13 protein-coding genes are annotated in these 12,708 nt (G+C 46.6%); 7 read left to right on the forward strand and 6 right to left on the reverse strand.

Translation table 11 applies throughout. From position 1 onward, the window contains the following. Positions 1-142: 142 nt before the first annotated feature. A complete protein-coding gene (locus ACTBZS_RS10070) occupies positions 143-1,261 on the reverse strand; it encodes a response regulator transcription factor (RefSeq protein ID WP_463044024.1) in 1,119 nt (372 codons plus the stop codon). A gap of 216 nt (positions 1,262-1,477) precedes the next feature. Here ACTBZS_RS10070 and ACTBZS_RS10075 point away from each other — a divergent pair, with 216 nt between their 5' ends. From ACTBZS_RS10075 to ACTBZS_RS10085, 3 genes are all read left to right on the forward strand, one after another. After that, positions 1,478-2,134 carry a lysozyme inhibitor LprI family protein gene (locus tag ACTBZS_RS10075; protein ID WP_463044025.1) on the forward strand — a complete coding sequence of 219 codons (657 nt, stop codon included), beginning with the start codon at positions 1,478-1,480 and terminating at the stop codon, positions 2,132-2,134. Between the two features lie 109 nt (positions 2,135-2,243). Continuing rightward, positions 2,244-2,684 (forward strand): BLUF domain-containing protein, encoded by a 441-nt coding sequence (locus ACTBZS_RS10080; protein WP_463044026.1) that lies wholly within the window; start codon positions 2,244-2,246, stop codon positions 2,682-2,684. A 29-nt stretch (positions 2,685-2,713) separates the two neighbouring features. Then, the gene (locus ACTBZS_RS10085; protein WP_463044027.1) at positions 2,714-3,862 is read left to right on the forward strand and encodes a response regulator; all 1,149 of its coding nucleotides are present in this window, start codon (positions 2,714-2,716) and stop codon (positions 3,860-3,862) included. On the opposite strand, the gene ACTBZS_RS10090 is transcribed toward ACTBZS_RS10085, so the two are convergent. Next, positions 3,855-4,826 carry an NAD-dependent epimerase/dehydratase family protein gene (locus tag ACTBZS_RS10090; RefSeq protein ID WP_463044028.1) on the reverse strand — a complete coding sequence of 324 codons (972 nt, stop codon included), beginning with the start codon at positions 4,824-4,826 and terminating at the stop codon, positions 3,855-3,857. The two genes, ACTBZS_RS10085 and ACTBZS_RS10090, sit on opposite strands and share 8 nt — an antisense overlap. After that, positions 4,823-5,581: a glycosyltransferase family 2 protein gene (locus ACTBZS_RS10095; RefSeq protein ID WP_463044029.1), complete on the reverse strand. Its 759-nt coding sequence runs from the start codon at positions 5,579-5,581 to the stop codon at positions 4,823-4,825. Before ACTBZS_RS10095 ends, ACTBZS_RS10090 begins: the two co-directional genes overlap by 4 nt. A gap of 466 nt (positions 5,582-6,047) precedes the next feature. On the opposite strand from ACTBZS_RS10095, the gene waaC reads away from it, so the two are divergent. Both waaC and waaA read left to right on the forward strand, forming a co-directional pair. Continuing rightward, complete coding sequence (gene waaC / locus ACTBZS_RS10100) at positions 6,048-7,016, forward strand: lipopolysaccharide heptosyltransferase I (RefSeq protein ID WP_463044030.1); 969 nt, start codon at positions 6,048-6,050, stop codon at positions 7,014-7,016. Further along, entirely contained in the window at positions 7,016-8,362 is a 1,347-nt protein-coding gene (gene waaA / locus ACTBZS_RS10105; RefSeq protein WP_463044031.1) for a lipid IV(A) 3-deoxy-D-manno-octulosonic acid transferase, read from the forward strand. Before waaC ends, waaA begins: the two co-directional genes overlap by 1 nt. On the opposite strand, the gene thiD is transcribed toward waaA, so the two are convergent. Further along, positions 8,284-9,132 (reverse strand): bifunctional hydroxymethylpyrimidine kinase/phosphomethylpyrimidine kinase, encoded by an 849-nt coding sequence (thiD, locus tag ACTBZS_RS10110; protein WP_463044032.1) that lies wholly within the window; start codon positions 9,130-9,132, stop codon positions 8,284-8,286. The two genes, waaA and thiD, sit on opposite strands and share 79 nt — an antisense overlap. A 125-nt stretch (positions 9,133-9,257) precedes the next feature. Here thiD and xth point away from each other — a divergent pair, with 125 nt between their 5' ends. Both xth and ACTBZS_RS10120 read left to right on the forward strand, forming a co-directional pair. Further along, complete coding sequence (gene xth / locus ACTBZS_RS10115) at positions 9,258-10,031, forward strand: exodeoxyribonuclease III (protein ID WP_463044033.1); 774 nt, start codon at positions 9,258-9,260, stop codon at positions 10,029-10,031. Positions 10,032-10,059: 28 nt separating this feature from the next. Next, a complete protein-coding gene (locus ACTBZS_RS10120; protein WP_463044034.1) occupies positions 10,060-11,064 on the forward strand; it encodes an isocitrate/isopropylmalate dehydrogenase family protein in 1,005 nt (334 codons plus the stop codon). Here ACTBZS_RS10120 and ACTBZS_RS10125 read toward each other — a convergent pair. Continuing rightward, positions 11,061-12,044 (reverse strand): CapA family protein, encoded by a 984-nt coding sequence (locus ACTBZS_RS10125; protein ID WP_463044035.1) that lies wholly within the window; start codon positions 12,042-12,044, stop codon positions 11,061-11,063. The genes ACTBZS_RS10120 and ACTBZS_RS10125 overlap by 4 nt on opposite strands. Beyond that, positions 12,041-12,433: a hypothetical protein gene (locus ACTBZS_RS10130; RefSeq protein WP_463044036.1), complete on the reverse strand. Its 393-nt coding sequence runs from the start codon at positions 12,431-12,433 to the stop codon at positions 12,041-12,043. The genes ACTBZS_RS10125 and ACTBZS_RS10130 overlap by 4 nt, the downstream gene beginning before the upstream one ends. Positions 12,434-12,708 lie beyond the last annotated feature (275 nt).

Below are 12,708 nucleotides of genomic sequence, written 5' to 3' on the forward strand. Positions count from 1 at the left end.
TTTCACGTGAAACATTCCCCGTTCCACGAACGAAAAACCAGTGACCAAGGCAATAAAAAAGCCCTATTGCGAAAGGCAAGAGGGCTGTATCGGGGGAAGAAATCTCAGCAGCTTGTGAACAAGCCAATATCAACAACGATGATTAACAGCAATCATCCAACTGCGACACTAAATCGGACAATACGTTTTCAACATCTAAGCGTTCTTCTTGCAAGTCCAGTAGATCATGTCTTGATTGTTCCAAAATATCTTTAATCGCGATTTCTTGAACTTCACGCAGATCGAAACAATGAATCAAATTTTCCAACGAATGAGTCATGGTTTGTAAAGTGGCTTCACCACGACGACGCTGTTGCGAGAGCTGTTGTTGCAACGATTCTGACGCAGCGAGCAAGGTAGCCCGCGTGTGGCGTAGTCGTTGCTGTTGTTGCAACATAGTTTGCATGGCATCTATGTTTTGTGCACACGTCGCCATCCCCTGAGCAATCTGTGAAATATCTTCGCGTAACCGTGCATAGCGCTCAGAATCCGAGGCTGGCATATCATGTACCAATACAGTTACATCATCAAAGTTAAACACCGCCCGTTGTTTAAATTCAAAAATATTACCCAAGGTACGCACATGATCGAGAATAGAACGCTCTAGAGGAGATACTTCATGCTCCGATGCCCGTGCTTGGGTAAAAAAGTGGGACCGCAGCTCGACAACGGCATTCACACCAAACTGATGAAGCGCTTGCAATCCATGTTGTATCAAGGCGTTGTAATCACGACAGAAGGCAATCTCACGGAAAAAAGCCAGTGTGATATTGGTTTCGCCAAGCGCACTTAGCGCCGAGAAAGAGGTTTGTTGCGCTTGTAATACATACTGCTCAATTTCTTGTCGTTCTTTCGCCAAGGTACTGAGGCGATTTAGCTTCAACCTTAGGTTAATCACATCGGCTGGCTTGATAAAGTAATCGTCTGCGCCCGCTTCATACGCCTCAACACGATCTGGCAAGCTATCGTGGGCAGATAACACCAAGATGGCCATTCCCACCAGTTGGGGCATTTCTCGTAGTTGCCGACACAGCTGGTAACCACTCATCCCCGGCAATTCAAGGTCTAACACGGCAATGTTCGGGACCAGCGTTTCATTTTCCAATTCACGCAGAGCAGTCTCAGCGTCAGGAAAAGTGAGAACTTGGTATTCTGCACCAAACAAGGTTCGTAACCATGCTTGTTGCAGTGGGTCATCATCAACATGCAACAACACATCCATGTTCAACCTCCATTGCCAGCTTAATTTATCCTTAGTTTATGATTTTAACAAATGATTGAACAAAATCAATACAAAAGCTGAACAAATGTAAAAATCAAAAAAACACCAAATATAAAAATACAATCCCGCAAAAAGCTTAGCCTCACAACAGCCAAAACTTGAGGGAGTTGGTGCTAAGATGATGATGCAATAATCATTTTTCCTCAGAGAGAGACCATGTTGAAAAAAACTTTACCTCTTTATTTCGCATTAATGCTTACAACACAGACCGCACTTGCAGCCAGTTTTGATTGTAGCCAAGCCCGTAATTGGACAGAGAAAGCGATTTGCTCAGACAAACAGCTTTCTGATTTAGATGAGCTTTTGCTGGCTTCTTATAAAAAAGCGGTTGCACACTCTGGCGATGCCGTGAAGTATCAACAACGAGAATGGCTGAAGTACACCCGCAACAGCTGCCAAGATATTGACTGTTTAAAAGCCGCTTACACGCAGCGGCTCAACGAGTTAAACCGGATCACTGCCAGCACAACAACCACAGCACCAGTCAGCCAAGGGATTTCAGGGGTTTACCAACGCTTTATCAAAAATAAGCCAGACCCAGACACAGCAGAAATTACGCTAAGAGAACTTAAAGGCGGCAAGGTGTACGTACAAGGTTCAGCGATTTGGCAGGGAGGACAAGCTGTGCACACCGGAGAATTGGATCATACCGTGTTGTTAAACGGTAACCGGCTTTATTATCAAGAAGGCGATCGCGATGCCTGTGCCTTAACTATTCACTTAATGCCACAAGGACTCAAGGTAACGGATGATAATATGCGTTGCGGCGGTTTAAATGTTTCATTTGATGGCAACTATCGAAAAATAAAATGAAATAGAAGCACAATCATTAAATGATAAATTCATAACACTGCCATCTAACCTTAACAAACACTCCCTATGCTGTCTCGTCAAATCTCGTTTCAGCCAGGGAGTTTCAAACATGCAATTCGTGCAATTGATTCATACCAGCGAAATCATCGCTCATGCCAGCGAAGCAGAAGAACTGGATATTCTGAGAAAAGCCAAAGAAAAACACTTAACCAAACGGGTTTCTGGCTTAATGTTTTATCACAACAAGCGTTGTGTCCAGTTATTGGAAGGCAAAGAAGATGATGTAATGGCCTCTTTTGAAGAAATGAAAAAAGATCCCAATCATCGTAATGTCACCTTAGCAGCAAAAAATAGCACTGATAAAGTGTCTCTCCCGACTTGGGCTGTAGCCTATTTTTCAAAGACGCTGCCGAAATCTGTTCAAAAAAACCATCCTTCGATCCTCAACCAAGAACAAGCACATGCCGTTCTTGCTTCTTTAGACCATGCCATTGGTCAGGTATTTCTCACCACTTTTGAGAAATATGCTATCGATCAACAAGAAATCTAATAAGCCATTACCCTTCTGGGGCCAATCCAATGAGTCTGCCCGAATTTATTTTGTTTGCTGTTGATGGCAGCGTCACTTCACGCATCATGCTGCAATCAATTTTTGCTGAAGAATATCAAGTTAGTTTATTTGACTCAGCAGAAAGCTGTCTTGCGCAATTAGCAACACAAGCACCGAGCATTATTTTAACTGAGGTAGAGTTACCCGGGATGAACGGGTTTGAGTTTTGCGAAAGTGTAAAAAGCCATCCCAATACACAAAATGTACCAGTCATTTTTATCTCTGGTCGCAATTGTTTGCAGGATCGTTTGCATGGCTATGATGCTGGTGGTGAAGATTTTATTTTTAAGCCTTATGCAATCGACGAAGTCAGACATCGAGTTGAAGGAGTGAGAAATACCTTCAATGAAGCCATGTTATTAAAACAACAGATGGCTGACTCAGAATTATTAAGCTCGTTATTGCTATCAAACATTGATGAATATGCAATTCTAATTCAAACAATACGCAACTTAACCGAAAATACCACACCACAACAATTTGCTGATACTTTGTTGACCATGTTGCGGCAGTTCGGTTTAGAAGGGGCGGTGCAACTTAGATTAGGGAATGAGGTATTATCCATTAGCGATCAAGGAAAAGAACGGCCACTTGAAGTTGCTGTATTAAATCATGTTCGTACTTTAGAACGAATTTTTCAATTTAAAAGACGCTGTGTGTTTAACTTTGAGCATTTAACTCTACTTATCAACAATATGCCAATTGAGGATGTGGATAAAACAGGACGATTGCGAGATCATTTAGCCATTGCAACAGAAATGGCAGACAGCCGTTTGCTAGCTTACTTATCCACAACACAAAATAGTTATACACAGGGACAGATTGTGGATATGTTGCAAGATATTCGGCAAACCATCGATGATTTTATCGAACATAGCCGGCGCGCTCGTGCACATAGCACACAAACCATGACAGAAATGCTTGATTCACTGATCACTTCTTTTGCGCCACTCGGGATGTCAAGTGACCTTGAAGAAGATATCGAAAACATGGTGAGAGAGAAAGCACAGGCGCTAATTGCATTACACGATAATCATGATGAAACTACAGCGACTTTAGAAGATCTCAAAAGCCGCCTTGAAACACTTTCTTATTCATCCACAACCTATCTCAAATAGCCTGTGGATAACTTCGATACCAATCTACAAATTGGATCAACCCTTCCTCTAGTGAAGTATTGGGCGAGAAGCCAACCGCCTGTTGTAATTTTTCAGTATCTGCATACGTTGTGAGTACATCACCTGCTTGCATAGGCAAATAAATCTTGTTAGCTGTTTTACCGAGCACCTTTTCTAAAGTGGTAATAAATGTTTCCAGTAAAACAGGTTGATGATTGCCGATGTTAAAAATTTCAAATGGCACTGACTTATCCACAGGTGGTTTATCTGCAGTAGCAATCACACCCGTCACAATATCATCAATATAGGTAAAATCGCGCCATAACTGCCCATTGTTAAATACCTTTATTTCTTTTCCTTGTTCAATCGCCTCCGTAAATAGCCATACCGCCATATCGGGTCGTCCCCACGGACCATAAACAGTAAAAAATCGTAATGCTGTAATCGTTAATTGATAAAGATGGCTATAACTATGAGCCATCACCTCATTTGCTTTTTTAGTTGCAGCATAATAGCTGATTGGTAAATCAGTGTGACTGTTTTCACTAAATGGCGTTTCTGTCTTGTTGCCATACACACTAGATGAGCTGGCCATCACTAAATGTTTTACTTTGAACTGACGGCATAGTTCTAAAATGTTCGCCGTCCCGACGAGGTTACTTTGTGTATAAGCCTGTGGATAACTAATTGAATAGCGCACACCAGCTTGTGCAGCAAGATGAATTACTTTATCAACAGAAAACTGAGTAAAAATTTCTTCTAATTTAATGTAGTCAGCAATATCACACTCAAAAAACAAGAAATTGGGAAATTTTTCTATTGTGGATAAACGATCTTTTTTCAACTGAGGTTGATAGTAGCTGTTCAAGTTATCCACACCGATCACAGTATTTCCTTGTTCGAGTAGCTTTAATGCTACCGCCCGTCCAATAAATCCAGCACATCCTGTTACTAAGTAAATCATTTTTTTTCCTTATTGAGTCTTTGCAATTCCATCAACTTGATATATTTGAATAAACTGTTTCCGCAACCGACTAAAATATGAATCAAACCAGGCAAGCCATCTAAAAAACCTCTTTTAATTAAATAGAACTTAATAAATCGAAATACAGCACTGCTTATTGCTGAATAACCAGAGACTTTTTTGCCTTTCTTAAATAAAATCTCTGCTTGTAAATCAGTATAACGATTTTGTTTTTCTAGATAATGACTGATTTTTTCTCCTGATTCATGCATGAGCTTGTGTTTTAGCTTAATTACTTTTCCACTGTGTTCAACAATTTCATGCACACTATCGTTACTCCAACGTGCCTGTTTTTTATTAAACAGTCTGATACACCAATCTGGATAACCTTCTCCATGACGTAAGAACTTACCCATAAAACGATTGCATCTTGGTAATGCAAAAACTGTGTTTGCTTGTGTTGGATTATCCAATGTTTTGAGTTCGTCTTGTAGTGACTGACTTAACCATTCGTCTGCATCAAGACATAACACCCAGTCATTGCTTGCTAGTGACACAGCAAGTTGTTTTTGTCTACCAAACCCTAACCAGTTGTGTTGGTGAACTTTTGCTCCGTATTGCTTAGCAATGTTGATGGTGTTGTCTGTGCTGCCTGAGTCAAGAACAATGATTTCTGTGAACTGTTGACATGACTGTAAACAGCTTTCAAGGGTCTGTGATGCATTGAGTGTGATGATGACAACGCTGATTTGCATGGGGATAAGTTCTTATTAAACAAATATTGAATATATAGTAGTAATGATGATGAAGGAACCCTTTTTCTGTGGATAACTTTGTTGAAATCTTTATTTATCAAAGGCTTATCATGTGGAAAACCTATGGATAACTCGGTGGATAACTTGTGGATAAAATGTGGATAAAATTTTCAATCCACAAAAAATCTGAGTTATCCACAAGTTATCCACAGCTTATCCACAGACTTATCCACAGATTGAGAGGCGTGTAACAACAAAAAACGGTAGATTTTTTGCTGTGGATAAGTCTATTTTTGTTTTTAAAATCAATAATTTGATTTGTTTTTATGGCTTGGTGCATACCTTGGACAGTTGCAAAATGGCCAAAACACCCTGTGGATAGTTTTTTCGTGTGGGGATTAGCTTCTTCTGTGGATAAGTTGTATGGGACTTGGTCCGGAGCCGTTTGCCGCTTAAAATCGCGCCCATGACAAAAATACTCTTGGTGCGCACGTCCTCGATGGGGGATTTGGTTCATACCCTACCTGCAGTGACCGATTTGGCGCGACACTTTCCACATTGGCGAATCGATTGGTTAGCAGAAGAAGCTTTTGCAGAGATTGCACGTCTTCATCCGGCTGTGGATAAAGTGTGGGCCTGTGCTGTTCGACGCTGGCGTAAGCGTTTGTATATGCCTGCTGTATGGCAAGAAATAAGCCACCTGCGGCAGCAACTGGCCACAGAGCATTACCAAGTGGTGGTCGATGCTCAAGGGCTGCTGAAAAGCGCTGTATTAGGCCGCTGGGCAGCCGGTGATGTGATGGTTGGGTTTGACCGCAACAGCATTCGCGAGCCGGTGGCGAGTTATTTTTATCAAAAGGGTTACCCTGTTAGCCGTGGTTTGGGTGCGGTACTGCGTAATCGTATGTTGTTGGCTCGTGCGTTTGGCTATCAAATCGACGAAAACAAGGTAGATTTTGGTTTGGCGGCGTTGCAGCTCCCTTCGGTTCCCGAGTTATCCACAACCCCATATTGTGTTGCGCTCACTGCCACGTCTCGTCCAAGCAAGGAATGGCCTGAGACACATTGGCTGACTTTAGCTGAGTCGTTATATCGCCAATATGGTTGGCGTTGTGTTTTGCCGTGGGGTAACGAGAAGGAGCGTGAGCGAGCTGAGCGTCTTGCTCAGCAGATGCCAGCCGCTTTCGTGCCGCCGCGCCTTTCGCTCACTGAGGCGGCGGCATTGTTGTCTCATGCTGTGTGTGTGGTTGGGGTCGATACCGGCTTGAGTCATCTTGCTAATGCGTTAGATAAGCCGTTGGTGGCGCTTTATACCGATACCGATCCTGCTAAAACGGGGGTGATTCCATCGTTACGGGCCCGTAATTTGGGTGGGGTAGGGCAACTGCCAACACCCCATGAAGTGCTTGCTGTGGTGAATGAGGTGATGTGTTAATGGCCTTTCGCTATCTATACAGCCTGTTGTGGTACCTTCTAGCGCCCGTGGTGGCGTTTTATTTGGTCAGACGTAGCAAGCGCCAACCTGCCTACCGTTTGCACTGGCACGAGCGCTTTATGGGCCAAATGCCAACCATGCCCTCGCCACCGATTTGGTTACATGCGGTGTCGGTGGGGGAAACCCGTGCGGCGATTCCGCTGGTGAAAGCTTTGCAAGACCATTTTCCCCAGTTGCCAATTTTGATTACGCAAATGACACCGACTGGCCGTGACACGGCCCGTCAGCTTTTTGCCAATATGGGATGTCGTGGACAACACATTGCTTTTGCTTATCTGCCCTATGACATGCCCCACGCCGTACAACGTTTTTTGTCCGAGGTAAAACCACGGGTTGGTGTGTTGATGGAAACGGAGGTATGGCCGAATCTAATTCACGCGGCTCATAAACGGCATATCCCGCTGTTTTTGGTGAATGCACGACTGTCAGAGCGGTCTGCTCGCGGCTATCGCCGTATCCGACCTCTGATTGCTCCCGCCTTACGTCAGCTCACCCAAATTGCTGCGCAAACTCAAGCGGATGCTGATCGGTTCACGGCATTGGCCTCTTCCTGTTCGGTTACGGTAGTGGGTAACACCAAGTTTGATGTAAGGCCGACATGGGATAGTTTGGATCTTGCAGCACAATTTCGGTTGTGGTGTGGGGAACGGTCTGTGTTGGTGGCAGCGAGTACGCGCGAAGGTGAGGAGGCGTTGTTGTTGGACGCTTTTCCCGCTGATTTTCCTGCTCTACTAGTGATTGTGCCACGGCATCCTGAGCGTTTTGCCGATGTGGCAAAACTGTTAGAAGCACGGCATATCCCATTTCAACGCCGTAGCGAAAAACAGCCGCTTCGCCCTGAAACGCGGGTGTGGTTGGGTGATTCGATGGGGGAGCTATTCGCCTATTACCGCATTGCTGACGTGGCCTTTATTGGCGGTAGCTTGTTGCCCTTGGGTGGGCAAAATTTGATTGAGGCGGCGTGTTTGGGTGTCCCCATTGTGATGGGGCCATCCGATTTTAATTTTTCACAGGTGACGGCTTTAGCTGCTCAAGCAGGTGCCTTGCAACGTGTTGACACCCCTGCCGAGGTGTTTGAAGCGGCGGCCGCGATTTTGCATCATCCTACGTTGATGAAGGCGATGGGCGCTGCTGGCTTAGCCTTTGCCGCAGCACATCAAGGTGCGACCGAGCGCATTCTCAATGTGCTGTTAACCACTTTAGCCAATCAAGACAGTGATTCGTTGTCTGTAGTGAGTTCGTCCGTCGCGTCTGGCCATGCCCAGAATAAACGGTCGGGGACGTGATAGCCCATGCCTGGTCGATAGCCGGCAGCAAGGGTTTGCCAGACAAAACGTTGGGCTTCGATGGCGGCTTGTGCCATCGGTTGGCCGGCAGCCGTAAAGGCCGCAATAGCTGCGGAAAGGGTGTCGCCAGCCCCGCGATAATCGAAGGGTAACCGCTGCCACGGATTGCGGCTGACACAGCGTGCGCCTTGGTAGAGATGGTGCAAAATTTCTTGCGGTTGTTGTGGGTTGGCGATGCCGGTAATTAATACCCCGCCTAGGCCTGTTTCTGCTAATCGACGAGCACAAGCATCTGGTTCTGGGTCTTCGTCTATTTCAGGATCGCTGCTGGAGAGCCAACGTGCTTCAAGGGGGTTACACACCAACAAATGGGTATGTGGTAACAAGACATCGCGGATTACCTCGGCCAATTCTTCAGTGGCAAGATCACCACCATGACCCAGTGCTGGATCAAGAACAAGCGGGGTATCGGGATAATCTGCTGCAATTTCAGCCAGTGCCATCGCAGTTTCAATGCTACCAACATGTCCGATTTTGAAGGCACTGACGCTCATGTCCTCTAGCAAGTAGCGTGCTTGTTCAATAACCCATTCTGTTTCAACTGGGTGAAACTCCACTTGTCCCCGCGTATCGGCCACGCTGATGCCTGTGATGACTGATAGGGGATGACAGCCGAGGCTAGCAAAGGTTTGAACATCTGCCTGAATGCCACTGCAACCAGAGGGATCGGCAAACGAAATAGATAGCGTAATAGGAAGAGAAGAGGTCATGGCAACAGACAAAATGGGCGAAAGACAGTGTTTTGCATATTAGCATGCTCTGTTGTCTGGCTGAGTCCTTGATCGGCTGTTGAAGCCACGTGGCACAATACTGTTTTTGTTGAAAAGGGTTGGTTATGCGTATTGCGACATGGAACGTCAATTCGCTCAAAGTGCGTTTGCCACAGGTATTGAATTGGTTAGAACAACAACAACCCGACGTTCTTGCTTTGCAAGAACTGAAACTAGATCAACCGGCTTTTCCTCTGTCAGAGATCACTGCAGCGGGGTATCACGCGGTGTGGGCGGGACAAAAGACGTATAACGGGGTGGCGCTTCTTAGCAAATTGCCTTGTGAAAACGTGGTAGCTGATATTCCCGATTATGTTGATCCACAACGGCGGGTGATTGCGGCGACCATTGATGGGATACGGGTGGTGAACGTGTATTGTGTCAATGGTGAATCGCTGGATTCGGCCAAATATCACTACAAATTGCACTGGTTTAGCCAATTATCACGTTATATCGCAGCAGAATTACACACTTATCCACAGTTAGTGTTACTGGGTGATTTTAATATCGCACCGGATGAGCGCGATGTTTACGATGTAGAAAAATGGCGTGACTGTGTGTTGTGTTCACCGGCAGAGCGTGCTGCATTTCAACAACTGTTAGCGCTTGGTTTACACGACGGTTTTCGCTTGTTTCAGGCCGAGGCCGGACATTATTCGTGGTGGGATTATCGTGCGGCGATGTTTCGGCGCAATTTGGGTTTGCGTATTGACCATATTTTACTGTCTGATGCCTTACGGCCCTATGCGCTGGGGTGTGAGATTGACCGACAACCGCGAAAAAATGAGCGTCCTTCCGATCACACACCGGTGATCCTCCACCTCAATAGAACTTCCTAAGAACATAACAAAGAAAGAGCGATATAGCATGGCAGAAGCGTTGCGTTTGTGTGTGATTCCCGGTGATGGGATTGGTCAAGAAGTGGTGCCTGCGGCAGTGCAAGTATTACGGCAAGTCTTACCGCAAGTGGAATGTGTCGAAGCAGAAGCGGGGTGGGGATGTTTTCAAAAGGTAGGGAAGGCCTTGCCAATTCAAACCATTGAGACCGCCACGCAATGCGGGGCTGTGTTATTTGGCGCCGTCAGCTCGCCTGCTCGTAAGGTGGAGGGATATCGTTCACCGATTGTGGAATTGCGCCGTCGTTTAGACTGTTATGCCAATTTACGTCCAACCGTTTCGCCTCCGCTGCCTGGGGCTCGGTCGGGGGTGAATTTATTGGTGATTCGCGAAAATACGGAAGATATTTACATCGGTGAAGAGGAAAGTGACGGTGAAGTTGCTACTGCCATGCGGCGGATCACGCGCTTGGCCAGTCGTCGAGTCGGTGAGGTGGCTTGTCGGCTCTCACGAGGGAAACTGACCATTGTGCATAAGGCCAATATTTTGCCGTTAACTGATGGTTTGTTCCGTGACAGTGTGCGCGAAGTGGCTGAAGCACAATTTCCACGTTTAGAACTGGAAGAGCGGCTGGTCGATGCGGCAGCGTATGAGCTAGCACGCTATCCCGAGCGTTTTGATACCTTGGTCGCACCGAATTTGTATGGGGATATTTTGTCTGATCTGGCTGCTGCATGGGGCGGTGGTTTGGGGATGGCTCCGTCGTTAAATTTGGGCGAATCTGCTGCGATTGCCGAACCTGTCCATGGTTCGGCTCCAGATATTGCTGGCAAAGGACAGGCCAATCCAGTGGCTGCGATGTTGTCGTTAGCGTTGTTGGCGCGGAGTTGGTGGAATCAACCTCATGCTGCGGATGCGATTGAACAAGCGGTTGCTGCGACTTTGGCGGCAGGGGTGGGAACGGCCGATTTGAATTTACCGACTCGCTGCTCCACCCAAGCTTTTACCTACGCTGTTTTGGCCCGTTTGGCTTAATCTACAGCGACGTCCCCACGGCACTGGCGGGGTTGCGTATCCCCCGCACGGCCACAAGGGGTTGCGGTATGGAGATCAGGGTGTGGGGTGCCGTGACGGTCTTGGCGGGCTAACCAAGTGTGCCAGCGTGTCATGCCTTGCTGGTTGATATTCACCTGCAACACCCAACCCTGACGCGTTTCTGCCGGTTCGGGTGGGTCAAAGCCATCAAAGACAAAGTTACCGAGGCTATACACAATCAATTTTCCTCGGTAATACTCTGTGCCTTGGGTAACATGCGGGTGTCCTCCAATCACCACACTTGCTCCTTCATCAATCATGCGTTGTGCTAGTTGTCGTTGACGTGCTGTTGGCTGCAATTCACGTTCCCAACCCCAGTGCATGTAAGGAATGATCACATCTGCACCGGCAGCTTTTGCGGCGCGGATATCCATGATGACTTGCTCATCTTCACTCCATGCAATCCCCGGCCAATTTGCACCGGCTTCAAAAGAACGTGGCTTAAATTCGTTATAACCGAGCACAGCAATTTTGATGCCCTGACGTTCTATCCAGAGTGGTCGATGGGCGGCATTGAGATGATGTCCGCCGCCAAAATAGGCAATTTTATTGTGGTCTAGATGCTGTAAGGTTTCGACAAAGGCCGTTTTGCCATAATCACCTGAGTGGTTATTAGCGACACTGACTGCATCAAAATGCCGTTTTAAGACAGGCAATACCCGTGGATGGGCACGAAAGGCAAAAATTTTGTTCTCTAAGGCTTTGCCGCTGGTTGCCACCGGTGTTTCAAGATTGCCAATTCGATAATCAGCTTGTGCCAAGTAAGGGGCAAAAAATTGAAACGGATCTTTGCCTTTGGCAATCGTTCGGCCAGGCCCTTCAGCCAACATGATATCGCCGGCAAAGATCAGTTTGAGTTCGGCTGCTGCGACGTTGGCACAGCTCAGGGCAAGTACACTGCTGAGGAAAAAAGTCTTCATTTTCTGTCTAACTCACACCAATATTCCAACTCACCATCACGAATCGGCTCATACACTCGTTGTTTGCCGGTAAAACCATATCCCTTGGTTGATGTTGCGGGTAGGGGATAGGGATAGCTGACTTGTTGAATGAGCACCTGTCCCTGTTCTTGATCGGCATAGGTGTAAATCTTGATATGAGCGAGATCACTCGGCTCGGTTTGCCAGACCACCCGAAAGGTAAAGTACGAGCCAATTTGAATCGGCGCAATGTCATAGGGTTGTTTGGTTGGTTGAACAAGGTGGGTTTTGCTTTCTCCACCGTAGGTGTAGTGGCAAGCGATATATGGGCTGGCAGAGGCTAACAGCGGCAGCCAACAAACGACGCCATAGAGAATGGATTTGATCATATTGGACATCAGGCAGCAAAAAACCAGATTATGACAAGCCAAAAACCACTATGGCGTAATTTTTCATGAACTACTCCCGCTGACCGGCTAGCGCCGGTACAGCGTGAGTTTCGTGGCTCAGCACGGCGAAACGCCACCGCTCCCCACCTCGGCCAGTTCCTGACCGGAGGCGCTACCTGTCAGCGCCCAATTCAACATCACTCGCGCCGCATTTTCGTCGCGGCTGCATTCAGCCCCGCAACTACAACGATGAATGCGCTCCGCGAGCGTTTTTT

Source organism: Aquaspirillum sp. (assembly GCF_055136605.1).

What these genes read in the sequence shown, in the direction of transcription:
- ACTBZS_RS10070 (WP_463044024.1), bottom strand. Translation starts at nt 1,261, where the DNA reads ATGGATGTGTTGTTGCATGTTGATGATGACCCACTGCAACAAGCATGG.
- ACTBZS_RS10075 (WP_463044025.1), top strand. Translation starts at nt 1,478, where the DNA reads ATGTTGAAAAAAACTTTACCTCTTTATTTCGCATTAATGCTTACAACA.
- ACTBZS_RS10080 (WP_463044026.1), top strand. Translation starts at nt 2,244, where the DNA reads ATGCAATTCGTGCAATTGATTCATACCAGCGAAATCATCGCTCATGCC.
- ACTBZS_RS10085 (WP_463044027.1), top strand. Translation starts at nt 2,714, where the DNA reads ATGAGTCTGCCCGAATTTATTTTGTTTGCTGTTGATGGCAGCGTCACT.
- ACTBZS_RS10090 (WP_463044028.1), bottom strand. Translation starts at nt 4,826, where the DNA reads ATGATTTACTTAGTAACAGGATGTGCTGGATTTATTGGACGGGCGGTA.
- ACTBZS_RS10095 (WP_463044029.1), bottom strand. Translation starts at nt 5,581, where the DNA reads ATGCAAATCAGCGTTGTCATCATCACACTCAATGCATCACAGACCCTT.
- waaC (WP_463044030.1), top strand. Translation starts at nt 6,048, where the DNA reads ATGACAAAAATACTCTTGGTGCGCACGTCCTCGATGGGGGATTTGGTT.
- waaA (WP_463044031.1), top strand. Translation starts at nt 7,016, where the DNA reads ATGGCCTTTCGCTATCTATACAGCCTGTTGTGGTACCTTCTAGCGCCC.
- thiD (WP_463044032.1), bottom strand. Translation starts at nt 9,132, where the DNA reads ATGACCTCTTCTCTTCCTATTACGCTATCTATTTCGTTTGCCGATCCC.
- xth (WP_463044033.1), top strand. Translation starts at nt 9,258, where the DNA reads ATGCGTATTGCGACATGGAACGTCAATTCGCTCAAAGTGCGTTTGCCA.
- ACTBZS_RS10120 (WP_463044034.1), top strand. Translation starts at nt 10,060, where the DNA reads ATGGCAGAAGCGTTGCGTTTGTGTGTGATTCCCGGTGATGGGATTGGT.
- ACTBZS_RS10125 (WP_463044035.1), bottom strand. Translation starts at nt 12,044, where the DNA reads ATGAAGACTTTTTTCCTCAGCAGTGTACTTGCCCTGAGCTGTGCCAAC.
- ACTBZS_RS10130 (WP_463044036.1), bottom strand. Translation starts at nt 12,433, where the DNA reads ATGATCAAATCCATTCTCTATGGCGTCGTTTGTTGGCTGCCGCTGTTA.